Annotated in this window: 22 protein-coding genes; 19 read left to right on the plus strand and 3 right to left on the minus strand. The window is 62.8% G+C overall.

Translation table 11 applies throughout. From position 1 onward, the window contains the following. Positions 1–423 precede the first annotated feature (423 nt). The gene (gene exoR / locus IP85_RS13160) at positions 424–1,185 is read left to right on the plus strand and encodes an exopolysaccharide production regulator ExoR (RefSeq protein ID WP_236759355.1); all 762 of its coding nucleotides are present in this window, start codon (positions 424–426) and stop codon (positions 1,183–1,185) included. Positions 1,186–1,260: 75 nt separating this feature from the next. On the opposite strand, the gene xth is transcribed toward exoR, so the two are convergent. Together xth and erpA are read right to left on the minus strand one after the other, a co-directional pair. Continuing rightward, positions 1,261–2,046 (minus strand): exodeoxyribonuclease III, encoded by a 786-nt coding sequence (gene xth, locus IP85_RS13165; RefSeq protein WP_054150223.1) that lies wholly within the window; start codon positions 2,044–2,046, stop codon positions 1,261–1,263. A gap of 5 nt (positions 2,047–2,051) precedes the next feature. Then, the gene (erpA, locus tag IP85_RS13170; RefSeq protein WP_054150140.1) at positions 2,052–2,384 is read right to left on the minus strand and encodes an iron-sulfur cluster insertion protein ErpA; all 333 of its coding nucleotides are present in this window, start codon (positions 2,382–2,384) and stop codon (positions 2,052–2,054) included. 197 nt (positions 2,385–2,581) lie between these two features. Here erpA and IP85_RS13175 point away from each other — a divergent pair, with 197 nt between their 5' ends. The 14 genes from IP85_RS13175 (at position 2,582) to IP85_RS13240 (ending at position 19,219) form a co-directional block, all read left to right on the plus strand. Beyond that, positions 2,582–3,799 (plus strand): deoxyguanosinetriphosphate triphosphohydrolase, encoded by a 1,218-nt coding sequence (locus IP85_RS13175; RefSeq protein ID WP_054150141.1) that lies wholly within the window; start codon positions 2,582–2,584, stop codon positions 3,797–3,799. A 60-nt stretch (positions 3,800–3,859) separates the two neighbouring features. Then, positions 3,860–5,620: an arginine--tRNA ligase gene (gene argS, locus IP85_RS13180; protein WP_054150142.1), complete on the plus strand. Its 1,761-nt coding sequence runs from the start codon at positions 3,860–3,862 to the stop codon at positions 5,618–5,620. A gap of 65 nt (positions 5,621–5,685) precedes the next feature. Beyond that, entirely contained in the window at positions 5,686–8,739 is a 3,054-nt protein-coding gene (locus IP85_RS13185) for an SPOR domain-containing protein (RefSeq protein WP_054150143.1), read from the plus strand. A 126-nt stretch (positions 8,740–8,865) separates the two neighbouring features. Next, a complete protein-coding gene (gene nagZ, locus IP85_RS13190) occupies positions 8,866–9,894 on the plus strand; it encodes a beta-N-acetylhexosaminidase (protein ID WP_054150144.1) in 1,029 nt (342 codons plus the stop codon). 71 nt (positions 9,895–9,965) lie between these two features. After that, positions 9,966–10,763 carry a ScpA family protein gene (locus IP85_RS13195; protein ID WP_054150145.1) on the plus strand — a complete coding sequence of 266 codons (798 nt, stop codon included), beginning with the start codon at positions 9,966–9,968 and terminating at the stop codon, positions 10,761–10,763. Positions 10,764–10,802: 39 nt separating this feature from the next. Beyond that, the gene (scpB, locus tag IP85_RS13200) at positions 10,803–11,501 is read left to right on the plus strand and encodes an SMC-Scp complex subunit ScpB (RefSeq protein WP_054150224.1); all 699 of its coding nucleotides are present in this window, start codon (positions 10,803–10,805) and stop codon (positions 11,499–11,501) included. An 89-nt stretch (positions 11,502–11,590) separates the two neighbouring features. Next, entirely contained in the window at positions 11,591–12,718 is a 1,128-nt protein-coding gene (locus tag IP85_RS13205; RefSeq protein WP_054150146.1) for an ABC transporter ATP-binding protein, read from the plus strand. A 12-nt stretch (positions 12,719–12,730) separates the two neighbouring features. After that, positions 12,731–12,952 carry a twin-arginine translocase TatA/TatE family subunit gene (locus IP85_RS13210; RefSeq protein WP_054150147.1) on the plus strand — a complete coding sequence of 74 codons (222 nt, stop codon included), beginning with the start codon at positions 12,731–12,733 and terminating at the stop codon, positions 12,950–12,952. Between the two features lie 114 nt (positions 12,953–13,066). Next, positions 13,067–13,867 carry a Sec-independent protein translocase protein TatB gene (tatB, locus tag IP85_RS21955; RefSeq protein ID WP_082347684.1) on the plus strand — a complete coding sequence of 267 codons (801 nt, stop codon included), beginning with the start codon at positions 13,067–13,069 and terminating at the stop codon, positions 13,865–13,867. Next, positions 13,864–14,673 carry a twin-arginine translocase subunit TatC gene (gene tatC, locus IP85_RS13220; RefSeq protein ID WP_054150148.1) on the plus strand — a complete coding sequence of 270 codons (810 nt, stop codon included), beginning with the start codon at positions 13,864–13,866 and terminating at the stop codon, positions 14,671–14,673. The genes tatB and tatC overlap by 4 nt, the downstream gene beginning before the upstream one ends. Before the next feature lie 104 nt (positions 14,674–14,777). Beyond that, positions 14,778–16,061 (plus strand): serine--tRNA ligase, encoded by a 1,284-nt coding sequence (gene serS, locus IP85_RS13225; RefSeq protein ID WP_054150149.1) that lies wholly within the window; start codon positions 14,778–14,780, stop codon positions 16,059–16,061. Positions 16,062–16,083: 22 nt separating this feature from the next. Continuing rightward, positions 16,084–16,854 (plus strand): 5'/3'-nucleotidase SurE, encoded by a 771-nt coding sequence (gene surE / locus IP85_RS13230; RefSeq protein WP_054150150.1) that lies wholly within the window; start codon positions 16,084–16,086, stop codon positions 16,852–16,854. Next, positions 16,851–17,504, plus strand: a complete 654-nt coding sequence (locus tag IP85_RS13235; protein WP_054150151.1) for a protein-L-isoaspartate(D-aspartate) O-methyltransferase — start codon at positions 16,851–16,853, stop codon at positions 17,502–17,504. The genes surE and IP85_RS13235 overlap by 4 nt, the downstream gene beginning before the upstream one ends. 179 nt (positions 17,505–17,683) lie before the next feature. Continuing rightward, on the plus strand, positions 17,684–19,219 hold the full coding sequence (locus IP85_RS13240; RefSeq protein ID WP_054150152.1) for a peptidoglycan DD-metalloendopeptidase family protein: 1,536 nt from the start codon (positions 17,684–17,686) through the stop codon (positions 19,217–19,219). Positions 19,220–19,293: 74 nt separating this feature from the next. Here the strand turns inward: IP85_RS13240 and IP85_RS13245 are convergent, their stop codons facing one another. Next, a complete protein-coding gene (locus tag IP85_RS13245; protein WP_054150153.1) occupies positions 19,294–20,166 on the minus strand; it encodes an ATP-binding protein in 873 nt (290 codons plus the stop codon). 205 nt (positions 20,167–20,371) lie between these two features. On the opposite strand from IP85_RS13245, the gene yajC reads away from it, so the two are divergent. From yajC to IP85_RS13265, 4 genes are all read left to right on the plus strand, one after another. Next, the gene (gene yajC, locus IP85_RS13250) at positions 20,372–20,719 is read left to right on the plus strand and encodes a preprotein translocase subunit YajC (RefSeq protein WP_054150154.1); all 348 of its coding nucleotides are present in this window, start codon (positions 20,372–20,374) and stop codon (positions 20,717–20,719) included. Between the two features lie 62 nt (positions 20,720–20,781). Beyond that, the gene (gene secDF / locus IP85_RS13255) at positions 20,782–23,334 is read left to right on the plus strand and encodes a protein translocase subunit SecDF (protein ID WP_054150155.1); all 2,553 of its coding nucleotides are present in this window, start codon (positions 20,782–20,784) and stop codon (positions 23,332–23,334) included. 4 nt (positions 23,335–23,338) lie between these two features. Then, complete coding sequence (locus IP85_RS13260; RefSeq protein ID WP_054150156.1) at positions 23,339–23,737, plus strand: Mth938-like domain-containing protein; 399 nt, start codon at positions 23,339–23,341, stop codon at positions 23,735–23,737. A 23-nt stretch (positions 23,738–23,760) separates the two neighbouring features. Beyond that, entirely contained in the window at positions 23,761–24,615 is an 855-nt protein-coding gene (locus IP85_RS13265; RefSeq protein WP_197278012.1) for a phytoene/squalene synthase family protein, read from the plus strand. Positions 24,616–24,675: the final 60 nt, after the last annotated feature.

Here is a 24,675-nt window from a genome sequence, read left to right on the forward strand (position 1 = left end):
TTCCCCGCCACAAACGAAGAGCACCGGTGTTGCGTGGAACGGCGGGGGCTGTTTCCTGGCGTGGTGTTAAGAGTTTCACATGAGCCTCTGGGGCGAAAATTCGGTGCTGATAGCAATGACTTCGGTCGCTTTTGGGGAGCGTCCAGACTGTCTCGAAGGGAAAATGGATCGGGCGCGATCGATCGCCCCGGTCTTGCCGGAAATAGGGTCTAGTCTCTCTTCCATGCAGACGAGAACAAGAAGGAGCGATGACGGAAGCTCCGACCGGGCAATCGGTCATGAACCGTCTATTCATCGGTTGGATGTATTCTTCGGATCGGGCGCAGGTGAACTCGTCGCACACGTGGGGCGAGGCTTCTGATGTCCATCATGACTTGGAAATTGTGCGGACCCATGCGTCTCGGAGACTGGAAGACTTCGGCAATGCTTCTGACGGCGGCTCTTCTGCTGTCCTCGAGCCCGTCCGCTCGTGCATTCGATATGAATGCTGGCGTGAACAAGGAATCCGGTCCCTTCGATCTCTTCAAGTTCGGCTTCAATGCCTACAAGAAGGGCCAGAAGGAAGAGGCGGTTGAGGCCTATCGCTACGCAGCGGAAAAGGGCCATACCGGCTCGCGCTGGGCGCTGGCCAACATGTATGCGGCTGGCGACGGCGTCGTCGAAAACGACTTCGAGGCCTTCAAGATCTATGCGGAGATCGCCAATCAGGGTGTTGAGCCGGGGTCGGCGGATACCGGTTTCTTCGTCAATGCGCTTCTTTCGCTTGCCCGCTATTACCGGCAGGGGATCCCGGACAGCCCCGTAAAGGCGGACCTCGCGCAGGCACGGCAGATCTATTTCCAGGTAGCATCGACCTTTGGTGTACCGGAAGCGCAGTTTCAACTGGCGCGCATGATCCTCGCGGGCGAGGGCGGCAGGGTGAATGTCCAGCAGGCCAAGAAGTGGCTGAACATGGCCCGCAAGAGCGGCCATGCCGGCGCCATGTCGATCTTCGGCAATGTACTGTTCGAAGAAGGCCAGACGGTGCGCGGGCTCGCTTTCCTGACCGCAGCCCTGGATCGTTGCAGCGCCAAGGATTGTCCCTGGATGCAGGAATTGCAGGAGCGGGCGTTTTCCCTCGCCACCGAAGACGACCGCAGGGTGGCGGTGGCGCTTGCGCCGCAGGTCTACGAACAGGGCGACTGAACCCCTTGTGGCCGATGGTGGATATGAAAATGGGCGCCTCGCCGCCCATTTCTGTGTCTGCGATTTGCCGTGGTCTCAGAAGGCGAAATGCCCGACGACCGGCACGTGGTCGGATGGCTTTTCCCAGGCCCGCACGTGTTTTTCGATCGCCGTCGAACGCAGCCGGTCGGACGCCTCGGGCGAAAGCATCAGGTGGTCGATGCGGATGCCATTGTTCTTCTGCCAGGCGCCCGCCTGATAGTCCCAGAAGGAAAACAGCGGCGTCTCGTCATTGGTCGCACGAACGGCGTCAACGAAGCCGAGGTTTTCCAGGCGGCGGAAGGCCGCCCGTGTCTGCGGCAAAAAGAGTGCATCCGTGACCCACTGGCTCGGGTCCTTGGCATCATGCGGCTCGGGGATGACATTGTAGTCACCGGCAAGGATCAGCGGCTCTTCGAGCGCCATGCGATCGCGCGCAAAGGCCTCAAGGCGTGCCATCCAGGCGAGCTTATAGGGATATTTGACCGGGTCGTCAGACGGATTGCCGTTGGGCAGATAGAGCGAGACGACACGAAGGACGCCGCCCTCGACGGAGAAGACGCCTTCGATGAAGCGCGCCTGCTCGTCGGTCTCGTCACCCGGCAGGCCGCGGTTCACTTCGTCGGGCTTCATCTTCGAGAGGAGCGCCACGCCGTTGAAGCCCTTCTGACCATGGGTCTCGACGTGATAGCCAAGCGCCTCGATCTCTCCACGCGGAAACCCTTCGTCGACCGACTTGATCTCCTGCAGGCAGGCAATATCCGGTTGGCTATCCTTCAGCCACTGGCACAGGTTCTCGATGCGCGCCTTGACGCCGTTGATGTTCCAGGTGGCTATTTTCATCATGCTCATACGGAGAAGCTGGTGCCGCAGCCGCAGCTCGCCACCGCGTTGGGGTTCTTGATCTGGAAGGACTGGCCGAGCAGGTTGTCGACGAAGTCGATCTCGGAGCCAGCCATGTAGATGATCGACATCGGGTCGATCAGCACCGTGGCGCCGTCACGGCTGATCACGATGTCGTCGCCAGCAGGCTGGCCGTCCAGGTCAAACTTATAGGAAAAGCCGGAACAGCCGCCGCCTTCGACGGACACGCGCAGCGCCTGCTTGTCGGCATCGGCTGCGACGATTGCGGCGATTCGCTTCGCTGCGGCTTCGGAAAGGGTAACGGTTTCGGTGCTCATTCTGCCTCCTGCCGGGTTCAAGGCCCGGTGAAAACGGTTCTATTCGGCGCAAATCACCACAATGTCACGCAATTGCGCGACTTTTGATCCGGCGAGACGGCCCGAAGACCCTTCGGAACCTGCATCGCCTTGCGGCTTTGTCCGCTATAGGTATGAAGGCACACGAGTTGCGTCAATGGGGAGCAGGCGGCACGCGCATGACGATCGATCAAGCAGCATTGGGTTTCGGGACCGGAGAGCGGGCAGTCTATGCGACCAATCCCTGGGCGAGCCGTGGCCGTCTCTTCGAAGAAGGGGGAAGCCTCACCCGCTCCGAATTCCAGCGCGACCGTGACCGCATCGTCCATACGACCGCCTTTCGCCGCCTCAAGCACAAGACCCAGGTCTTCATCGGCCCGGATGGCGACCACTACCGCACCCGGCTTACCCATACGATCGAGGTGGCCCAGATCGCCCGTGCTCTCGCCCGCGCCCTGAAGCTCGACGAGGACCTGGCAGAAGGTGTGGCGCTGGTTCACGACTTCGGTCATACGCCATTCGGGCATACGGGCGAGGATGCGCTGCACGAGGTGCTGAAACCCTATGGCGGCTTCGACCACAATGCCCAGTCGCTGCGCATCGTCACGAAGCTCGAACGGCGCTATGCCGATTTCGACGGCCTGAACCTCACCTGGGAAGCGCTCGAAGGCCTCGTCAAGCATAATGGGCCCCTGCTGACGAAGGACGGGCAGGGCACCCGCGGCCCGGTTCCGCAGCCGATCCTTGATTACTGCGAGATCCATGATCTGGAACTGGCGAGCTTTGCTGGGCTCGAAGCCCAGGTCGCGGCGATTGCAGACGACATCGCCTATAACACCCATGACATCGACGATGGCCTGCGCTCGGGATACCTGACCTTCGATATGCTGGAGGATGTGCCCTTTCTCGCCGGCCTGATGAAGGAGGTGCGCGACCGTTATCCGCATCTCGATCCTGACAGGTTCACCCACGAGATCATGCGCCGGCAGATCACCCGCATGGTTGAGGACGTGATCAGCGTGGCGCAGGAGCGGCTGAAGACGGTCCAACCGCAGAGCGTCGAGGAGGTGAGGGCGGCCTCAATGACGATCGCGACCTTCTCCGATCAGATGGCCGAGACCGACAAGGCAATCAAGAAGCTGTTGTTCAGCCGTATCTACCGCCACCCCGACATCATGCGCATCCGGGCCGCGGCGGCTGAGATCGTCACCGATCTTTTCAACGCCTATATGAACGACCCGAAGCTGATGAAGAGCCACTTCTGGGTGAACCATATCTCGGGCCTCAACGATGGCCAGAAGGCCCGCCATGTCGGGGACTATCTGGCCGGCATGACCGACACCTATGCGGTGCGAACGCATCGCGAGCTGTTTGACCGGACTCCTGAATTGCGATAGGCACCCGACGAAATTCTTTAGAGAACGCCGGGACTGAGCTCCGGCGCGCAGGGACACGCCATGAACCTTTTCGCCGATTTCGAAATCCGGATCAAAGCAGCGCTCGACGAGATCGAGGCGGTGCGCGAGAAGCGCGACAGCCTCGACTTCAGCCGCATCGTTGTCGAGCCGCCGCGCGATCCGAGCCATGGCGATGCCGCGACCAATGCCGCGATGGTGCTCGCCAAGGGCATGGGCATGAACCCGCGCGCGCTCGCCGACCTGATCGGCGAAAAGCTGAAGCAGGATCCCGACATCGCAGACGTCGGCGTCGCCGGTCCAGGCTTCATCAACATCCGCCTGTCGGTGCCCTATTGGCAGCGTCTGCTGGCGACCATGATCCGTCAGGGGACCGATTTCGGTCGCGCGACCGTCGGTGCCGGCCACAAGGTCAATGTCGAATATGTTTCGGCCAATCCGACCGGGCCGATGCATGTCGGCCACTGCCGTGGCGCCGTCGTCGGTGACACACTCGCCAACCTGCTTGGCTTTGCCGGCTATGAGGTAACCAAGGAATACTACATCAACGACGCCGGCGCACAGATCGACGTGCTCGCCCGCTCGGCCTTCCTGCGCTATCGCGAGGCGCTCGGTGAGGATATCGGCGAAATCCCGGCGGGGCTTTATCCGGGCGATTATCTCGTGCCGGTCGGCAAGGCGCTTGCCGACGAATACGGCACCAAGCTTTACGGCATGCCGGAAGAGGACATGCTGGCCATCGTCAAGGAAAAGGCCATCGATGCGATGATGGTGATGATCCGCGACGATCTCGCCACGCTGAATGTGCATCACGACATCTTCTTCTCTGAGCGCACATTGCATGCCAATGGTGCCGCCAAGATCCGTACCGCCATCAACGACCTGACCTTCAAGGGCCATGTCTATCGCGGCACGCTCCCGCCGCCGAAGGGGCAACTGCCGGAAGACTGGGAAGACCGCGAGCAGACGTTGTTCCGCTCGACCGAGGTCGGTGACGACATCGACCGTCCGTTGATGAAGTCTGACGGCTCCTACACTTACTTCGCCGCCGACGTCGCCTACTTCAAGGACAAGTTCGACCGCGGCTTCTCCGAGATGATCTACGTGCTCGGTGCCGACCACGGCGGCTATGTGAAGCGGTTGGAAGCCGTCAACCGCGCGGTCTCGGAAGGCAAGTCGAAGCTGACCGTGCTGCTCTGCCAGCTGGTCAAGCTCTATCGTGACGGCGAGCCGGTGAAGATGTCGAAGCGCTCGGGCGACTTTGTAACGCTGCGTGAAGTGGTCGAGGAAGTCGGCCGCGATTCGGTGCGCTTCATGATGCTCTACCGGAAGAACTCCGAACCGCTCGATTTCGACTTCGCCAAGGTAACCGAGCAGTCGAAGGACAATCCGGTCTTCTACGTGCAGTATGCCCATGCGCGGTGCATGTCGATAATGCGCCAGGCGAAGGAAGCCTTGCCCGATCTCGATATCGAGCAGCTCGACCTTGCCGGTGCCGTAATGGGACAGATCGAAGATCCGACGGAACTCGCCCTGATTGCCAAGCTTGCCGAATATCCCCGGATCATCGAGGCGGCCGCACTGTCGCAGGAGCCGCATCGACTTGCATTTTACCTGCATGATCTGGCAAGCTCGCTCCATACTCACTGGAACAAGGGCAAGGATTCGTCCGAATTACGCTTTGTTAACGATAAACATAGAGAATTAACCATCGCCAGGCTTGGGCTGGTGCATGCTGTCGCCTCCGTGTTGAAGTCGGGACTGGCCATTACTGGCACCGAAGCTCCGGTAGAAATGCGATAGTATCGTCACCAATTCCCCACATTGCGCTGGCAGGCGTTGAGTCGCGTGAGTGAGTGGAACAGGTAATGGTACAGAAGCAGGCTGCAAACAGCATTCGATCGCAGGGCGACGGTTTCGCGGACGATGATCCGTTGGCGGAACTCGCCCGCATCGTTGGGTTCGATCAGCCGCTGAAGCGTGAGCCGGTTGTCTCGCTTCCGCAGGCGCCCGACATGCGCTCGGCCGAATTCAATCTCGAAGACGAATTGATGCGCGAGTTCGAGGGCTATGAGGCCTCGCCCGCGCCGCCGTCCTATGCGCTGCCGCTGTCTGTGCCCGAGCCGGTCGTCGCGCGTCCGGCCATTGTCGAGAGCGTTCCTGTGGTTCAGTACCGCGAAGAGCCGCGTTTTGAGCCGGAGCCGATCGTTTCCTATTCTGCGCCACAGGCGGCCTATGCGCCCGAACCGGTCGAATATCCTGAGCCAGTCTCGGCTTATGAAGACGTCTTTGTATCGGATATCGACGTGTCGGTGTCCGTTGCCCAGGAGCTTGCGCCTGTCGATGAGGCTTTCGCTGCTGCGCAAATCGAGCCGGAAGTGACGTTCGATCTTGCCGACGAGCTTGAATTCGCTGTCGCCGATGCTGATCTGCGCCCGGTCGCGCCGCCGCAGCCGGCTCAGGTCGAGCCGCCGCGTCTGCGGCTGCCGCTCGCCAATTTTTCGGCCCAGCCGGCCCGTCGCCCGGAGCCGCAGCTCGCGGTCGAGCCACCACGCGAAATTCCGGCACTCGATCTGCAGGGTTACGATGCCCCGAGCGTTCAGTCGATTTCGGTCGAGAAGGAGCCGATGGCGCTTGATTTCGGCAAGGCAAGCTTTGACTGGGCTGCGGGTCCGGTAGAGCCCATTCCGACAAGCACTCCCGCTCCGCAGCGGATCGAGCCCGTTGTTGCTCCTGCCGTTTCGGCTGATTTCGAAGGCTTCGCCGTGCAGTCGGAGCCGCGTACCAACTCGACGGTTGCGGCACCTGCGCCCATTCCGGCAGCGCCTGTAGCGGACCGCGACGACGTCGATTTCAGCTTCGATTTTCTCGATGAACTGGCGATCGACGAGGATGTTGTCGTTGCGCCCCAGGCCGCAGAGCCGGTCGTTCAACGCGCGGCCCCTGTGATTGCCGACGAGGAATTCGATCCTTTCCATGACCAGGAATTCGATCTGCAGCTTGACGATATCGAGCTCGATCTTTCCGAGCTCGACGTCGCACCTCAGAAATCTGTGCCGCAGCCTGCACCGGCCGTCAGCGCTGCTGCTTTCGCGGCTGCCGCTGCCCCTGCTGTCGTACCGGCCCGCGTCGAGCCTGCTGTCACGGCACCTTCCTACGGCGCCAGCACTTCGGCGCCTGCCTATGTTGCCGCGCCAACCGTCTCGGCTTCCGCCTTCGCAGCGGCCGTCGCTCGCCCGGCTTTTGAAAGCCAGGTGGTTGCGCCCGCCATGCCAAGCGCGCCCGTGCGCCCTGCAACGCCGGTCGACGACAGCTTTGCCTTCGATCCGTCCGAGATCTCCGAGCAGGACGATCTGCTGGAAACCCTGAGCGGCATGGACGTGCCGGACGTTCCGGTGGCTGATGCACGCCCTGCACAGGCGCCCCAGCCAGATTACGACATCGACATCGATGCGGAATTGGCAACCTTGTTCGAGCAGCCCGTGGTACCGGCAGCACGCCAGCCGAACCCGGCCGCAGTGAGCCGTGTTGCTGCAGAGGTTGCACCGGCCGCAGCAACGGGCGCCCGGGCGCCTGCCGCACCGCTGGATGACTTCGACGCCTTCGAGAAGGCATTGGAGGAAGATTTCCGCAGCTCGATGACCTCCTCGGGGGCTCTGGAGCCTGAAAGTCGTGGCCACATCACCATTTCAGGTGAGGGGCAGGGCTTCCGTTTCCGTCACATCAAGCCGTATTTGATGGCAGGCACGGCCGTGATCGTGCTGCTCGCTGGTGCAGGCGGCCTCTATGCCTGGCTCGGCAGCGGAGCAGTCGGCACGCTGAGCAGCGGCGAGCCGCAGGTGATCGCTGCTGACAAGTCTCCGGTCAAGATTGTCCCCGAGGACCCGGGCGGCAAGTCCGTCCCGAACCAGGATAAGGCCGTTTACGATCGGGTGGCCGGCAATGGGGTCGAGGATCCCACGCAGCCAAGCCTGATTTCGTCGCAAGAGCAGCCGATCGATGTCGTCCAGCGTACCCTGATCCCGGAAACGCTGCCGATGGATGGTGGAAGCGAAGCCTTGGCGACACCGGTCGGAGAAACCGAGGATCCGCGTCTGCTTCCCGATGGCCAGCTGCCGCAGGCCGCCGCCGAAGACCCGGCGACGATCACGCCGCGCAAGGTGCGCACGATGATCGTTCGCCCCGACGGCACGCTGGTCGCTCAGGAAGTCCCAGCCGAGCCGACACCGGCTCCGGTCGAGACGGCGTCTGCGCCTTCGTCGCAATCGGTAGCCGACGCTCCGGTGCTTGCACCGCCGAGCGTCCCGAACACTAATGCCGCCGATACTGTGAGGACCGTCGATACCCGCGTCGTGACCCCGGGTGGTACGACCGACGCTGCGGCGTCGGCGACTGCCCCTGCCGCCACGACGACCGCTGCAGCTGAGCTGGCTGCCGCAACGCCTGTCACGGCAGAGACGGTAGCGGCTCCCGCAGATACAACCGCATCGCGTGCGCCGGTCCCGACGACCCGCCCGGCCGACCAGCCGGTCAACGTCGTCGGCACCGTAACGGATCAGGGCAATCTTCGTCCGTCTGCTCCTGCTGCCACGGCACCGGCGCAGCCAGCAGCCCCGGCTGAGGTTGCTGCCGCATCGCCGGCCGCGGCAACGCCTGCTCCTGCCACTGCAGCACCGGCGGGCAGCTTCGGCGTTCAGATCGCGTCCCTGCCGTCCGAGGCCGACGCCCAGAAGAGCTATCGCAACCTGTCCACCAAGTTTGCCGGCGTATTGGGTGGCAAGCCCTGGGAAATCCGCCAGGCGGACATTCCCGGCAAGGGCACCTTCTACCGCGTGCGGGTCGTCGCGGGCTCCAAGGATGACGCCGTGGCGCTCTGTGAGCAGTATCGCGCCGCCGGCGGAAGCTGCCTCGTTTCACGCTGAGGTCAGACCCAATTTTCAAATCTTCGAGAGGCGGAACCGCGTGTTCCGCCTCTTTTTTTGTGTATGAGGGCTTGGCGCTCACTCCCGGGCCCTTCGCTTTCTTCTCCCTCTCGATATGGTCTTGCCATGACAACACAGTCCCGCCCCGCCAAAGCCATGATCCTCGGTTGCCTCGGCCAGCGCTTGAGCCCTGACGAGAAGGCTTTCTATCGTGATGAACAGCCCTGGGGTTTCATCCTCTTCGGGCGCAACATCGGCGAGGCGGAGCAGGTCAAGGATTTGGTCGCCGAAATGCGCGAGACGGTCGGTGGCGTTCACGAAGTTCCGGTGCTGATCGACCAGGAAGGCGGGCGCGTGCAGCGTATCCGCGAGCCGATCGCACCGCGTTATCCCTCCGGCGCCGATCTCGGTGCGCTCTATGACCGGAACGCTGAGAAGGGGCTGCGCGCCGCATGGCTGATGTCGCGCCTGCACGCCTTCGATCTCTATCGCCTCGGCATCAATGTCGACTGCCTTCCGGTCCTCGATGTGCCGATCGCCGGTGCCTCCAACGTCATCGGCGACAGGGCCTATTCCAACGATCCGCATGTCGTTGCCAAGATGGGGCAGGCGGCAGCCGATGGCCTGAAGGCCGGCGGCGTGCTGCCGGTCATGAAGCACATCCCTGGCCACGGTCGGGGTATGGCCGACAGCCACCACGAATTGCCTGTTGTGACCGTGCCGCGGGCTGAACTCGAAGCCCATGATTTCGTGCCCTTCAAGGCGCTGGCCCACGAGTTGATGGGCATGAGCTGCCATGTCGTGTATACCGACATCGACCCCGATCATCCCGCCTCGACCTCCCAGATTGTCACCGAGGAAATCGTGCGCAAGGCGATCGGCTTCGAGGGGCTGCTGATGTCCGACGATATCTCGATGAATGCACTGAAGGGCACGATCGGCGAGCGGGCGGTGCGTGTCGCTGCGGCCCTTGACGTTGTCCTGCATTGCCATGGCCATATGGACGAGATGAAAGCCGTTGCAGCAGCCGTGTCGCAGCTCTCCGGCAAGGCACGGGAGCGGGCGGATGCAGTCGAGGCGGCATTTGTTGTTCCGGAAGCTGCCGACGAGCAGGCCCTTCGCGACGAATTCGCCAACCTGATGGCGGTGGCCTGATGGTGCGTGGCCCCGTCCAGCCGACGGTTTTGAATCGGACTTCCCAAGGGGAGACACCGGCACCGACGCCGATGGACAGCCTCTGGCAGGATACGGCCGAGGAGAGGGCCGCAAGCGACCCCGCGCTGCTGATCGATGTCGCCGGCTTCGAAGGGCCGCTGGATCTGCTGCTCTTCCTCGCCCGAAACCAGAAGGTCGATCTCGCCCGCATCTCGGTGCTGGCATTGGCGGAGCAATATCTGCTTTTCATTGAAAGCGCGCGGCGCATTCGCATCGAGCTTGCCGCCGATTATCTCGTGATGGCCGCCTGGCTCGCCTATCTGAAGTCGCGTCTTCTGATCCCGCAGCAGCCGAAGGACGATGGTCCCTCGGGCGAGGAAATGGCCCAGACGCTTGCCTTCCGCCTGAAGCGGCTAGAGGCGATGCGCGAGGCCGCAAGCCGCCTCATCAATCGCAATCGTCTCGGTCGTGATGTCCACCCGCGCGGGGCGCCGGAGCATGTGCCCTCGCGCGCGGTGAGTGCCTATGAGGCGTCGCTCTACGATCTGTTGACCGCCTACGCCTCACTGCGTCAACGCCAGGCGATCACGCAGGTGACCATCGAGAAGCGGCGCGTCTGGTCACTCTCGGACGCGCGCGGCATTCTCACCCGCATGATCGGCGAGATCTCCGATTGGACGGCGCTCGACCATTTCCTGCTGCGCTACTTGCCGAGCCCGGAGGAACGGGTGACCGCGATCGCCAGTGCCTTCGCAGCCTCGCTTGAGCTGGTGCGCGAGGGCCGCCTCGAACTCCGCCAGGACGGTGCCTTTCAGCCGATCTACATGCGCAGCGGCCCGAGGGCCGGGGCGCTCAACGCGGTGGAGTAAGCCGTGGCCGATGTGGACGATCTCGGGCCGGAGGACGGAATGGAACCGGGAGAGGGCGGTCATTCCGCATCCCTGCGCGCCGAGCTCGATCGCCGCGAGGCGCTGAGGATCGCCGAAGCCCTCGTCTTCGCCTCGGCCCAGCCCGTCTCGACAAGCTTTATCGAGGAGCGTCTGCCGCGCGGTATCTCAGCGCCCGAAATCCTCCACCAGCTGAAGCAGGACTATGCTGCGCGCGGGGTGAACCTCGTGCAGGTCGACGACCACTGGGCCTTTCGCACAGCCGCAGACCTGTCCTTTGCCATCCGCAACGACGAGGCGGAGGTCAAGAAGCTCTCGCGTGCCGCCCTCGAAGTGCTTGCGATCATTGCCTATCACCAGCCGGTAACGCGCGCCGAGATCGAGGACATCAGAGGCGTCCAGACCTCCAAGGGCACGCTCGACGTGCTGATGGAGGCCGGCTGGGTGCGGTTTCGCGGTCGCCGTCGTTCGCCGGGCCGTCCTGTCACGCTCGGCACGACCCGCGATTTCCTCGATCATTTCGGATTGGAAGAGTTGCGTGATTTGCCCGGTCTCGAAGAATTGAAGGGGGCAGGGCTGCTGTCTGGCCGCATCCCCGCCAACTTCAACATACCGCTTCCCATGGCCCATGACGATCTGACCGACGAGGAAGATCCGATTACCCAGCTCGACCTTGAGGAACTCGGCCTCTTGACTCCGGGCGGTGAAGCAGAGGAATAGGGTCAGCTTTTTCAACGGTGACCGGTGATGCCGGGTCGTGCGGCTCCAAAAATCCGCAACGATCCGGGATGAGCCGCGCGGACGGCAGAATGAACCCAGCGAAGATCCAGCATGGAGACGGCCAGCGCACGGCGGGCGTAACCTTTGCCGCGCGCCTGACCTTCGAGGACATTCAGCATCGCTATCACGGCAAGGAGACGATCCGTGGCGTGTCGCTGACCGCCGAACCGGGCGAAGTGCTTTGCCTGCTGGGTCCCTCCGGATCGGGTAAGACGACACTGCTCAGGATCGCTGCCGGTATCGAGGCGCAGGCCGCAGGCCGGGTTCTGATCAACGACCGCGAAGTGGCCGGTCCCCAAACCTTTCTGCCGCCGGAGAAGCGTGGCATCGGGCTGATGTTTCAGGATTTTGCCCTATTCCCGCACATGAGCGTTCTCGACAATGCCCGCTTCGGCCTCACTGCACTGCCACGCAAAGAGGCTGTGGCCGAAGCCATGGTTGCGCTGGAGCGCGTCGGCCTCGCGCATTATGCCGAGAAGTTTCCGCACGCCCTGTCGGGCGGCGAGCAGCAGCGCGTGGCACTGGCGAGAGCGCTCGCACCCCGGCCGAGCGTGCTCTTGATGGACGAGCCCTTTTCCGGCCTCGATTCGCGCCTGAAAGACACCGTGCGGGCCGACACGCTCGCAATTCTTCGTGAGACCCGCGCGACTGCCGTCGTCGTCACCCATGACGCTGAGGAAGCCATGCGCATGGCCGACAGGATTGCATTGCTGAAGAATGGTCGGCTCGTGCAGGTTGGGACCTCGGACGATCTCTATCGCCGGCCCAACGACATTTTCGCGGCTGCCTTCTTCTCGGAGATCAACGAATTCTCCGGGAGAGTGCGTGGCGGTCGCGTCGAGACGCCCTTGGGGGCCGCCGATTCCGGAGACATTGCCGAAGGCGCCGAGGTTGAGGTCGCCGTGCGGCTCTCCGGACTGTCGGTTCACGACAGCGGTGGTCCCATTCCGGCCCGCATCATTGCGCGGCGCTTCCTTGGCGTCGTCGAGCTGCTCGATCTTGCCGTTCCCGGCACAGAGCGGCCGGTTCGAGCGCGGATTCGGGCCGACATGTTGTCAGCGGGTGCGCGCGACGTGACGATTGCGGTTGAGCCCAAGGACATTTTGGTGTTTGAAAAGACACCGCAAAGCCCCTACATCGGGGAAACGAAAATCTAAGGAGTGGCAGGCATGGGTTCGTTTAGCATTTGGCACTGGATCATCGTTCTGGCGATCGTCCTGCTTCTCTTCGGTCGCGGCAAGATCCCGGAACTGATGGGTGACGTTGCCAAGGGCATCAAGAGCTTCAAGAAGGGCATCAGCGAAGAGGACGAGAGCGAGAAGCAGACCGCCTCCAACGCACAGCCCACCGTGACGAAGACGGTCGACCACAAGGCCGACGAGGTAAAGTGATCGGCCGAAGCCGATCGGACGGGCGGCTCCTTGAGCTGCCCGTTCTTCGTTGAAATCTTGGAAGACCGGCGCCCGTCTTGAGGCGCCATGGCGTGGCATCAGGAGCCCGTTTGCATGCTGGATATAGGCTGGACCGAGCTTTTGGTGATTGCGGTCATCCTGATCGTCGTGGTGGGTCCGAAGGACCTTCCGCCGATGATCCGGGCCTTTGGCAAGATGACCAAGCGCCTGCGTCAGACTGCAGGCGAATTCCGCGCCCAGTTCGACGAGGCCCTGCGCGAGGCAGAGCTCGATGACCTGAAGAATACGGTCAACGACATCCGGTCACTCAATCCGGCAAACACGATCCGCGAGACGCTCAATCCGCTGCGGCAGATGGGGCAGGAGATCAAGTCCGACCTGGAGCGGTCCACGCGTCTTGATCCAAAATCCGCGCCTTTGGACAACGGCTACGAGGACAATTCGATCCTGCCCGAGATGCCGCTCGGCCTTGGCGAACCGCCCGAGGAGCTGAAGCCCGTGGTCCAGCAGCCTGTTGCGCCGGCAGCAGTCGCCCAGCCCGCGTCGCCAGCACCCGCCGCAACAGCAGCACCTGCGCCGGCAGCAGCCGCTGCGGCGCCTGCGGTTGCGGCCACGGCTCCGGCGACCTCCGCACCGGCAGCTACGCCCGTGGTTGCAAAGAAGACGGCAGCCCGCAAGCCGGCCGCCAAGGCGCCAGCTGCTATAAAGGCGCCTGCCAAGTCGACCAAGACGGTGCCCGTCGCTGTCGAAGCGAACCCGGCCGCCAAAACCGCGAAGCCGAAGCCGGCGACTGTTGGGGCTGCTTCTGCCAAGGCAAAGGCCGCGCCCGCTCCCGAACCTACGGCCAAGCCGGCGCCCAAGGCACGCAAGAGCAAGAGTGAGGACCGCGCATGAGCGGCGATATGGACGACAAGCCCCAGCCGTTGATTGAGCATCTGATCGAGTTGCGTTCGCGCCTGATGTGGGCGCTCGGCGCCTTCTTCGTCGCTTTCCTCGTCTGCTTCTACTTCGCCAAGCAGCTCTTCAACCTGCTGGTCGTCCCCTATAAGTGGGCAGTGGACTGGGCCGGGCTCGACGTAACGAAGACCGAACTCATCTATACGGCGCCGCAGGAATTCTTCTTCACCCAGGTGAAGGTTGCCGCCTTCTGCGCCATGGTCATTGCCTTTCCGGTCATAGCCTCGCAGGTCTACAAGTTCGTGGCACCGGGCCTCTACAAGAACGAGCGCGCAGCCTTCCTGCCCTTCCTGGTGGCGTCGCCGATCCTCTTTTTGCTCGGCGCCTCGCTCGTCTATTTTGTCTTCACGCCTATGGTGATGTGGTTCTTCCTCGCCATGCAGCAGGCGCCGGAAGAAGGAGGCGTGGCAATCTCGCTTCTGCCGCGCGTCTCGGAATATCTGGGGCTGATCATGACCCTGATCTTCTCCTTCGGCCTCGTCTTCCAGTTGCCGGTCGTCACCAGTCTTCTGGTGCGGGTCGGCATCCTCGAGAGCCAGTGGCTTGCCGACAAGCGCAAGTATTTCATCGTCGTTGCCTTCGTCATCGCAGCCATCGTGACGCCGCCGGATCCGCTGTCCCAGATCGGTCTTGCACTGCCGACAATCCTTCTCTACGAGGTTGCGATCTATGCGGCGCGACTCATCGAAAAGAAGCGCGCTGCCACGGAACTCGCCGAGGCTGGCTCTAAAGAGCAGGCCTGAGGCAGACCGGGCGGTCCCGCCGCATTTAACCCATGCCGACATGGGGCCGGACGTGGCCGCCGGCCAGCTCCGATCCCGGTCGAGAACCAAGACCTGGAACGACGATGCTCGATATCAAGTGGATCCGTGAAAACCCCGAGGCCCTCGACGCCGCACTCGCCAAGCGCGGTGCTGAGCCGCTGTCTGCCTCGCTGATCGCGCTCGACCAGAAGCGCCGGTCTGTCGCCCAGGCGATGCAGGACATGCAGTCGCGCCGCAACTCGGCCTCCAAGGAAATCGGCGCCGCCATGGCGCAGAAGGACATGGAGCTCGCCGAGAAGCTGAAGGCGGAAGTCGCTTCGCTCAAGGACACGCTGCCGGCAGCCGAAGAGGAAGAACGCCAGCTTACCGCTGAGCTCAACGACGCCCTGTCGCGCATCCCGAACATTCCCCATGATGACGTGCCCGTTGGCAAGGACGAGCACGACAACGTCGTCGCTCGCGTTGTCGGTGAAAAGCCGACATGGAACCACAAGCCGCTCGAGCACTACGAGATTGGCGAGAACCTCGGCTACATGGATTTCGAGCGCGCCGCGAAACTCTCGGGCGCCCGCTTCACGGTCCTGACGAGCCAACTCGCTCGGCTTGAGCGCGCCCTCGGCCAGTTTATGCTCGATCTGCACACGAGCGAACACGGCTATACCGAAGTGTCATCGCCGCTGATGGTGCGCGACGACGCCATGTATGGCACCGGCCAGCTGCCGAAATTCGCGGAAGACCTGTTCAAGACGACCGACGGTCGCTGGCTGATCCCGACGGCGGAGGTCACCCTGACCAACCTCGTCTCGGGCGAAATCCTCGACCAGGAAAAGCTGCCGCTGCGCTTCACGGCACTGACACCGTCCTTCCGTTCGGAGGCTGGCTCTGCCGGTCGCGACACACGCGGCATGCTGCGTCAGCACCAGTTCTGGAAATGCGAACTCGTTTCGATCACCGATGCCGAAAGCTCGATGGCCGAACATGAGCGCATGACGGCCTGCGCAGAAGAGGTCCTGAAGCGTCTTGGCCTGCACTTCCGCACCATGACGCTTTGCACCGGCGACATGGGCTTCGGCGCCCGCAAGACCTATGACCTTGAGGTCTGGCTGCCGGGCCAGAACACCTATCGCGAAATCTCCTCCTGCTCGGTCTGTGGCGATTTCCAGGGCCGACGCATGAATGCGCGTTACCGCAACAAGGACGGCAAGGGCACGACCTTCGTGCACACGCTGAACGGTTCTGGCACGGCCGTCGGCCGCTGCCTGATCGCCGTCATGGAAAACTACCTGAACGAGGACGGTTCGATCACTGTGCCTGACGTTCTGCTGCCCTACATGGGCGGCATCAAGAAAATCGAGAAGGCGGCCTGATCACGCCGCAACCGGAGTGGCCATGCGCATCCTGCTGACGAATGACGACGGTATTAACGCTCCGGGCCTTGCATCCCTGGAGCGCATCGCCCGCAGCCTGTCCGACGATGTCTGGATCGTCGCGCCAGAGACCGACCAGAGCGGGCTTGCCCATTCGCTGACGCTGTCGGAACCCTTGCGTCTGCGCGAGCTCGACGACAAGAAGTTTGCCCTGCGTGGCACGCCGACCGATTGCGTCATCATGGCGATCCGCAAGGTGCTCGACCGCAAGCCTGATCTCGTCCTGTCCGGCGTCAATGCCGGCGCAAACATGGCTGACGACGTGACCTATTCGGGAACGGTTGCCGGTGCGATCGAAGGGACAGTGCACGGTGTCAGGTCTTTCGCGCTGAGCCAGGCCTATAGCTACGAGGCGGGTGCGCCGATCCCGTGGCATGTTGCAGAAGCCCTGGCGCCGGATCTTCTGAAGAAGCTTTCGACGATCGATTTGCCACCCGGCACATTTCTCAATCTCAACTTCCCGAATTGTGAACCGGAAGAGGTGCAGGGCATTGATGTCACGTCGCAGGGCAAGCTGGACTTCGGCCTCTCGGTGGAAGAGCGTCAGGATGGGCGCAGCCTTCCTTATTTCTGGCTGCGATTCGGCGACCGCAAGGGCAACTTCCGCGCCGGAACCGACATTCATGCGCTGCGCGAGAAGAAGATTTCCGTGACGCCGCTGAAGCTCGACATGACCGACTATGCAGTGCAGGACATGGTTGCGGCAGCACTCGCCGATGGGGATGCAGTGTGAGATCTGCCCTGGTCGAGCGCGAGGGCTTTGCGGCTCTGGTCCTGCGGCTCAGGGCCGAAGGCATCACCGATCTCGACCTGCTGACGGCCGTTGAGCAGACGCATCGCTCGAGCTTCGTTCCGCCCGAATACGCCCAGAGCGCCTATTCCAGCCGCTCCATCCCGATCGAATGCGGGCAGTTCATGGAGGGCGCGGATCTCGCCGTTCGACTGCTTTCCATGCTGCAGGTGAAGCCAGGACATCGGGTGCTTGAGATCGGCACCGGCAGTGGCTTCGCGACCGCCGTTCTCGGGCGGCTCGCCGAGCGGGTGATCTCGATCGAACGATACAAGACCCTGATTGCGAGCGCCCAGGGTCGATTGGAGCGGCTTGCGCTTCGTAACGTTATCCTGCGCCAGGTCGACGGCTCGAACGGGCTGCCGGGCGAGGGGACCTTCGACCGCATCGTGTCCACGGCGGCCTATCCCGTCATGCCCCGATTCTTTGCCGAACAACTCGTGTCCGGCGGCATGCTGCTCGCACCGATCATGCTGGACGAGGAGCGCTGCGTCATGGTCCGTCTGACCAAGACCGGGAGCCGCTTCGAACGGGAGGATCTGTTCGAAGTGCCCTTCCTGCCCCTGCAGCCGAAGATTGCCCAGCACCTCTGAATTCATATTTTTCGAACTTTCCAGATCCCTTTGAGCGCAGGCGCAAGAGCGCCCGCCTTTGCATAATTTATATGCGCTTCGCCGAATTCGTTCATAACGAATCCACGGGGTTAACTGACCGGTAATACTAACGCGCTTTAATGAACCCACATCAAGTTGTGTCATATGTGGGTCGAGTCATGCGTAAAAGTGTATCGCCGAAAGCTGGATTGTCTGTCGCTCGTTTGTGCGGCGCGCTCCTCCTGGCCGGTACGGCGGCCGGGTGTAGTTCAGACGCCTCGCGCTTCAGCTCGGTCTTCTCCACCGACAGTCTGACCACAGCCTCCATCCCACGTCAGTCCGCGCTGCGCAATCAGCCGCCGGTCCCCGCCGAGAACATCGGTGGCGGCGGCATGTACGGCCAGTCTCAGGCCATGGCACAGCCGATGCCGGCAAGCCCGGCTTACGAGGCGCCGGCATCTGCCCGGGCGGCAAGCACGCCGGCCTCCGTGCAGCGCGCCGAACTCGCCGCGCCGTCTGCGTCTGGCAATAATTCCGAGCGTGCTGCAGCGCTTGCGCAGCCCTTCCCATCTGCGCCTCGGCCGCAAGCCGGTCAGGTGGCTGCAGTCAACCCAGGTCAGGCTCTGGCCGAGCCGACATCGACCGGTTCGACGCCCCGTCAGGGCGGTTGGTCGACGGCCGGTGCTGCCCGCGTGACCTTGCGGCCCGGCGAGACCATCGCGACGCTCTCCGATCGCTATGGCGTTCCGCAGAAGGAACTCCTCAAGGCCAATGGTCTGACCCATGTCAGCGATGCGGCCCCCGGCCAGCTCGTGATCATCCCGACCTTCGGCGGTCCCAATGCTGCCCGCGCTGCGGCCGATGCTTCCGGCCTGCCGACCGATGGCCGCAAGCCTGTGCTGCCGGGCGACCAGCAGCAGAACGTCGCCGTCCTGCCGAATGCCCCGAATTCCCGCGAAAAGCAGCAGGTCTCGGCATCGGCCGCCACCGGCAAGTCGGATGCGGGCGCCGGTGCAGGTGCCGGCTCCTACATCGTGAAGCCCGGCGATTCCCTGGCGCGCATCGCCAAGGCCAACGGCGTTTCGGTCGATGATCTTAAGAGCGCCAACGGTCTGACGACCGGGAACATCCGCATCGGACAGCCGCTCGTCGTCCCGGCAAAGAGGGCCGTGGCACCCGCAGTTGCCCAGGCTCCGGCTGCAGCGGCCGCCGATCCGGTCAAGACGGCCTCCGTGCCGGCTGCCGGTCAGCCCGCTCAATACCAAGCCCCGGCCGCCAACAAGTCGGTGACGGAAGTCGCCGCTGCCAAGCCGGAAACGGCCGCACCCGAATTGACCGGCATCGGCAAGTATCGCTGGCCGGCCCGCGGTGCCGTGATCGCCAATTTTGGCGCCAATATCGATGGCAAGCGCAGCGACGGTATCGCGATCTCCGTGCCGCAGGGCACGCCGATCAAGGCCGCCGAGAACGGCGTGGTCATCTATGCCGGCAACGGTCTGAAGGAACTCGGCAACACAGTTCTCGTCCGTCACGACGATGGCAAGGTCACCGTCTACGGCCATGCCGACAGCCTGTCGGTTCAGCGTGGCCAGAAGGTCCAGCGCGGCCAGACCATCGCCACATCCGGCATGACCGGCAACGTCAAGCGTCCGATGCTGCACTTCGAAGTCCGCAAGGATGCAGCTCCGGTCAACCCGATCACTTACCTGGAATAGTGTATTGCGTACAGGTCAGTGAAAAGGCCCGGAGCTCGCGCTCCGGGCCTTTCTGATTCTGCGGGTGGAAAGATTCAGCGGCGGTCGGTGGAGATCCGAAGGCGTCCGGCGAGATCCTGAATGTATTGCCAGGCAACGCGCCCTGAGCGGCCGCCGCGCGTGGTTGCCCATTCCAGCGCTTCGTGATGCAACTGCTCGCGGGGCAGCGGCAGCGCGAAATGCGTGGCATAGCCGTCGATCATCGTCAGATAATCGTCCTGGCTGCATTTGTGGAAGCCGAGCCAGAGGCCGAACCGGTCCGAGAGCGAGACCTTCTCCTCTACGGCTTCTGACGGGTTGATCGCCGTCGACTGCTCGTTTTCCATCATGTGGCGCGGCAAAAGATGGCGCCGGTTAGAGGTGGCGTAGAAAAGCACATTTTCTGGCCGGCCCTCGACGCCGCCGTCCAGCGCTGCCTTCAGAGATTTGTAAGCGGTGTCGTCGTGATCGAATGACAGGTCGTCGCAGAAGACGACAATCCGGTGCGGTGCATCCTTGATAATCTCGAGCAGTCCCGGCAGCGTCGAGATATCCTCCCGATGCACTTCGACGAGCTTCAGCGCGATGCCGTTGGTCTTGATGATGTCGGCATGGACGGCCTTGACCAGTGACGACTTGCCCATGCCGCGCGCACCCCAGAGCAGCACGTTGTTCGCAGGATAACCTTCGGCGAAGCGCAATGTATTTTCGTGCAGGATGTCGCGCACATGGTCGACACCGCGGATCAGGCCCAGTTCCACCCGGTTCGGTCGCTTGACGGGTTGCAGGTGAAGCCGTGCCGGAGACCAGACGAAACAGTCTGCGGCCTCCCAGTCGTTGACGGCGGGTGCCGGCCCTGCCAGCCGTTCCACGGCCTCGGTGAGACGCTTCACTTCCGCCAGAAGTGCGCTCACGGTCTGATCATCCATCGTCCTGCTCCTCGTCGTCCGGTCCGGCTGTGCAAGCCTGAGCTTGGGCGGTATCACGCAGAATTGCGGGCATAAAGGGTAAGGGGCCTGAAAATGGTACGCCCTGGCGCTGTTTCTGTTGCATTCATGGGCTCTCTCACTATATTCCGGCGACCTGACGAGGGGGCCGGGCGGCTCCCCAATACGCTTCAATAGGGAGTCTTTCATGTTTATCACCGAGGCCTTTGCCCAGGACGCAGTTGCTGCCCCGAGCGCTATGGGATCCGGACTGGAAATGCTGCTGCTCTTCGCACCGCTGATGGTGGTCTGGTATTTCTTCCTGATCCGTCCGCAGCGCCAGCAGATGAAGAAGCGTGAAGAGACGCTGTCTGCCATCCGTCGTGGCGATCAGGTCATCATGGGTGGCGGCATCGTCGCCAAGGTCACCAAGGTGATCGACGACAAGGAACTCGAACTCGAAATCGCCGACGGCGTGAAGGTTCGTGCAATGCGCCAGTATGTGGCGGAAGTCCGCGTCAAGGGCGAACCGGTCAAGACCGAAACCGCCGCCTGATCCCGCTGGGCCGGCCTTGCGCCGGCCTTTGCCATTTTCCGATGCCCTGATTCGAGAGTTCCATGCTTTACATTTCCCGCTGGAAGACATTGTTCATCTGGTTGACCGTTGCGCTCGGCGTCCTTGTCGCCCTGCCCAATGCCTTCACGGACGAGGAACTGGAAGCATTCCCCTCCTGGTTCCCCACGAGCAAGGTGACGCTCGGCCTCGACCTGCAGGGCGGCTCGCACATCATGCTGAGGCTCGAGCGCCAGGATATCGTCAAGGAACGCCTTGAGACGATCGTCGGCGACGTCCGGACCCAGCTTCGCGAAGCCGGCATCCGCTATACGGGCCTTTCCGGCGTCGGCCAGCAGATCCAGGTTCGCATTACCGACGCGGACAAGGTGCCGGAAGCAATCGAAGCGCTGCGCTCGCTGACCGATCCCGTCAGCATCGGCGGTCTGACCGGCGGCTCCGTGACCGAGGTCGCTCTCGAGCAGGCCGAAGGCGGCGTGCTGCGCCTGACGCTGACCGACGCGGGCATCGACTACCGCGTATCCTCTGCCCTGACGCAGTCGATGGAAGTCGTTCGCCGCCGTGTCGACGAATTGGGGACGACCGAACCGCTCATCCAGCGCCAGGGGGATGACCGCATCATCGTCCAGGTCCCGGGCCTGACTGATCCGCAGCGCCTGAAAGCGCTTCTGAACCAGACGGCCAAACTGTCCTTCCACATGGTCGACACGACGATGCCGGTCACGGAAGCGATGAACACGCGTCCGCCGGCACAGTCGGAGATCCTTTATTCGGCCGATGACCCGGCCGTTCCCTATCTCATCGAGCGTCGTGCGCTGATCTCGGGTGAAAACCTCGTTGATGCCCAGGCAGCCTTTGACCAGCGCACCAATGAGCCGGTCGTCAGCTTCCGCTTCGACAGCCGCGGTGCCCAGCGTTTTGCCCAGGCAACGCAGGAAAATGTCGGCAATCCCTTCGCCATCGTCCTCGACCAGCAGGTCATTTCCGCGCCCGTCATCCGCGAGCCGATCCTCGGCGGTTCCGGACAGATCTCCGGCAATTTCTCGGTCGAAGGCGCAAACGATCTCGCGGTTCTGCTGCGTGCCGGTGCTCTGCCGGCGACGCTGACGGTCGTCGAGGAACGCACCGTAGGTCCGGGCCTCGGCCAGGATTCGATCAATGCCGGCGTGACCGCCAGCATCATCGGCGGCATCGCGGTCGTTCTCTTCATGCTCGCCTTCTATGGCACCTTCGGCGTGATGGCGAACATCGCGCTCGCGGCCAATATTGCCCTGATCCTCGCGGCCCTGTCGATGATCGGCTCTACGCTGACCTTGCCTGGCATCGCCGGTATCGTGCTCACCATGGGTATGGCCGTCGACTCGAACGTTCTGATCTACGAGCGCATTCGCGAGGAAGCCCGCAATGGCCGACCCTTGGTGCAGGCGATCGAGGTCGGCTTCAAGAAGGCTTTTGCGACCATCATCGACGCGAACCTCACGACGTTGATCGCGGCCGTCGTTCTCTTCTTCCTCGGGTCCGGCCCAGTGCGTGGCTTCGCCGTCACCCTGTCGATCGGTATCGTGACGACCGTCTTTACTGCCTTCACCCTGACCTTCTGGTTGATGGCCTTCTGGTACCGCTGGAAGCGCCCGAAGCACATTCCGAAAAGCGTACGCACTGGTTTCTTCGACAACCGCAACATTCGCTTCATGGCGGCCCGCAAGTTCAATTTCGGACTGGCCATGCTCATCTCGGTTGCCTCCCTGGTCGGGTTTGCGACCGTTGGCATGAACCTCGGGATCGACTTCAAGGGTGGCTCCATCATCGAGGTGCAGGCACGTGACGGAACCGCCGATCTCTCCGATATCCGCGACCGTCTGAGCCAGCTGAACCTCGGCGAAGTGCAGGCGCAGGGCTTCGGCGACGATGCCAGCGCGTTGATCCGCCTGCAGGCGCAGGATGGCGGCGAGAATGCCGAACAGTCGGCTCTGAGCAAGGTTCGTGGCGAACTGGAAGCGGAATACGACTTCCGCCGTGTCGAGGTGGTCGGACCATCGGTCTCGAGCGACCTGACCTATTCGGCGACGATCGGCGTTGCGGCAGCTCTGTTCGGCATCCTGATCTACATCTGGTTCCGTTTCGAGTGGCAGTTCGCGCTAGGCGCAATCATCGCGACCCTGCACGACGTTGTCTTCACGCTCGGCCTGTTCGTCCTGACTGGCATTGAATTCAACCTGACGAGTATTGCGGCGATCCTGACGATCATCGGTTACTCGCTGAACGATACGGTCGTCGTTTATGACCGAATGCGAGAAAACCTCAGGCGATACAAGAAGATGCCGCTTGAGGTGCTGATCGACGAATCGATCAACCAGACGCTCTCGCGTACGGTTCTGACCGCCGGCAGTACGGTCCTCGCTCTTGGGGCACTCTATCTGTTCGGCGGGGAAGTCATTGCCTCCTTCACCTTCGCCATGCTGGCAGGCGTTCTGATCGGAACCTTCTCGTCGATCTACATCGCTGGCCCGGTTCTGATCGCCTTCAAGCTGCGTCCGGAAAACTTCCAGCGGGACGAGACCGAGGGCGAGCAGGTTCCGGCCAAGGCCGGGGCCTGATCCGATGGTTTTTGGCTTCGGAGACAAGGGCGTCACCATCCGTGACGCCCATTTCCCCGGGCGGCCCGGTATCGACAGTTACGGCAATGGTGGCTTCCGCTTTGCCGACATGTCGCATCGTGGATCGCTTCTCCTGCTTCCCTCCGGTGTCTATGGCTGGGAGCAGACCGAGGAGGAGCCGATCACGCAAGCCTCGCTCGCGCGCGTGTTTGCCGAAACCGGCATCGAATTCCTGCTCTTGGGCACCGGCCGGCAGTTGCGCCTTGTCGACCCCGATTTGCGGGTCGCATTGAAGGCGAGGGGCATTGCGACCGATCCCATGGGAACCGGTGCTGCAATCCGCACGTATAACATCATGCTGGCCGAGCAGCGTCCGGTCGCGGCCGCGTTGATCGCAGTCTGAACCCGTCCCTCGAAAGGTGCATTGTGAGCGAGACCCCGTCGGCCAATGAGGCTCTTTGCCTGCGGGCCTTGCAAGAGTCGGATCGCGACCGCTATCTCGCGAGCCTTCTGACGCCGGCCGATCGGCGTGCTGCTATCGTCGCGCTCTATGCCTACAACGCCGAGCTTGCCCGCGTGCGCGACGTCGTCCGTGAACCCTTGCCGGGCGAGGTGCGACTGCAATACTGGCGCGACCTGCTGGAGGGCTCGGCGCATGGCGAGACCGCTGCAAACCCCGTTGCAGCCGAGCTTCTCCGCGCCGTACAGACCTGGCGGCTGCCTGTGGCGCCACTCGTCGCCATGGCCGACGCGCGCATCTTCGACCTTTACGACGATCCGATGGAAACGACCGCGATGTTCGAAGGCTATGCCGGTGAGACGGCAGCGGCGCTCATCCAGCTTTCATCTCTGGTCCTTGATGTAGAGGCTGCCGAAGCTGTATCCGAGATCGCAGGGCATGCGGGTGTGGCGCTTGCAGTTGCTGGCGCGATCCTGCTGATGCCGATCCATCGGGCCCGAGGGCAGGTTTACCTGCCGACACAGATCCTTGCCTCCGTCGGACTGGACCGGGACGCATTTCTGGCCGGGGGCAACGACGAGCGGGTGACTGCCGCCATCCAGGCCTTTGCGGGTTTCGGTCTCGATCACCTGCGCAAGGCGCGTGCGGCCGGGGCGATACCGAAGAGCCTGCTTGCCGCCTTCCTGCCGGCGACGCTGGCAGAACCGGTGCTCAAGCGAGCGATGAAGATCGGCAATGCCGCGCTCTCGACCGATATTCGCCCGCCGCAATGGCGACGGCAGATGGCGATGATGCGCCTGCTGCTGACGGGGCGGGTCTGACGCAGCGGTCACGTCCCGGATACACCACGTTCACGCAAGGCTCGCCTGTTAGCAGCCATT

It is taken from the genome of Rhizobium sp. AAP116, from assembly GCF_001295785.1.
Taxonomy (GTDB): domain Bacteria; phylum Pseudomonadota; class Alphaproteobacteria; order Rhizobiales; family Rhizobiaceae; genus Allorhizobium.

Excerpts from the sequence above, each read along its gene's own strand:
- IP85_RS13260 (WP_054150156.1), top strand. The coding sequence starts at position 23,339 with ATGGTTTTTGGCTTCGGAGACAAGGGCGTCACCATCCGTGACGCCCAT.
- secDF (WP_054150155.1), top strand. The coding sequence starts at position 20,782 with ATGCTTTACATTTCCCGCTGGAAGACATTGTTCATCTGGTTGACCGTT.
- IP85_RS13185 (WP_054150143.1), top strand. The coding sequence starts at position 5,686 with ATGGTACAGAAGCAGGCTGCAAACAGCATTCGATCGCAGGGCGACGGT.
- IP85_RS13195 (WP_054150145.1), top strand. The coding sequence starts at position 9,966 with ATGGACAGCCTCTGGCAGGATACGGCCGAGGAGAGGGCCGCAAGCGAC.
- yajC (WP_054150154.1), top strand. The coding sequence starts at position 20,372 with ATGTTTATCACCGAGGCCTTTGCCCAGGACGCAGTTGCTGCCCCGAGC.
- IP85_RS13240 (WP_054150152.1), top strand. The coding sequence starts at position 17,684 with ATGCGTAAAAGTGTATCGCCGAAAGCTGGATTGTCTGTCGCTCGTTTG.
- exoR (WP_236759355.1), top strand. The coding sequence starts at position 424 with ATGCTTCTGACGGCGGCTCTTCTGCTGTCCTCGAGCCCGTCCGCTCGT.
- nagZ (WP_054150144.1), top strand. The coding sequence starts at position 8,866 with ATGACAACACAGTCCCGCCCCGCCAAAGCCATGATCCTCGGTTGCCTC.
- tatC (WP_054150148.1), top strand. The coding sequence starts at position 13,864 with ATGAGCGGCGATATGGACGACAAGCCCCAGCCGTTGATTGAGCATCTG.
- IP85_RS13205 (WP_054150146.1), top strand. The coding sequence starts at position 11,591 with ATGAACCCAGCGAAGATCCAGCATGGAGACGGCCAGCGCACGGCGGGC.
- xth (WP_054150223.1), bottom strand. The coding sequence starts at position 2,046 with ATGAAAATAGCCACCTGGAACATCAACGGCGTCAAGGCGCGCATCGAG.
- argS (WP_054150142.1), top strand. The coding sequence starts at position 3,860 with ATGAACCTTTTCGCCGATTTCGAAATCCGGATCAAAGCAGCGCTCGAC.
- IP85_RS13245 (WP_054150153.1), bottom strand. The coding sequence starts at position 20,166 with ATGGATGATCAGACCGTGAGCGCACTTCTGGCGGAAGTGAAGCGTCTC.
- tatB (WP_082347684.1), top strand. The coding sequence starts at position 13,067 with ATGCTGGATATAGGCTGGACCGAGCTTTTGGTGATTGCGGTCATCCTG.
- IP85_RS13210 (WP_054150147.1), top strand. The coding sequence starts at position 12,731 with ATGGGTTCGTTTAGCATTTGGCACTGGATCATCGTTCTGGCGATCGTC.
- serS (WP_054150149.1), top strand. The coding sequence starts at position 14,778 with ATGCTCGATATCAAGTGGATCCGTGAAAACCCCGAGGCCCTCGACGCC.
- scpB (WP_054150224.1), top strand. The coding sequence starts at position 10,803 with ATGGAACCGGGAGAGGGCGGTCATTCCGCATCCCTGCGCGCCGAGCTC.
- erpA (WP_054150140.1), bottom strand. The coding sequence starts at position 2,384 with ATGAGCACCGAAACCGTTACCCTTTCCGAAGCCGCAGCGAAGCGAATC.
- surE (WP_054150150.1), top strand. The coding sequence starts at position 16,084 with ATGCGCATCCTGCTGACGAATGACGACGGTATTAACGCTCCGGGCCTT.
- IP85_RS13175 (WP_054150141.1), top strand. The coding sequence starts at position 2,582 with ATGACGATCGATCAAGCAGCATTGGGTTTCGGGACCGGAGAGCGGGCA.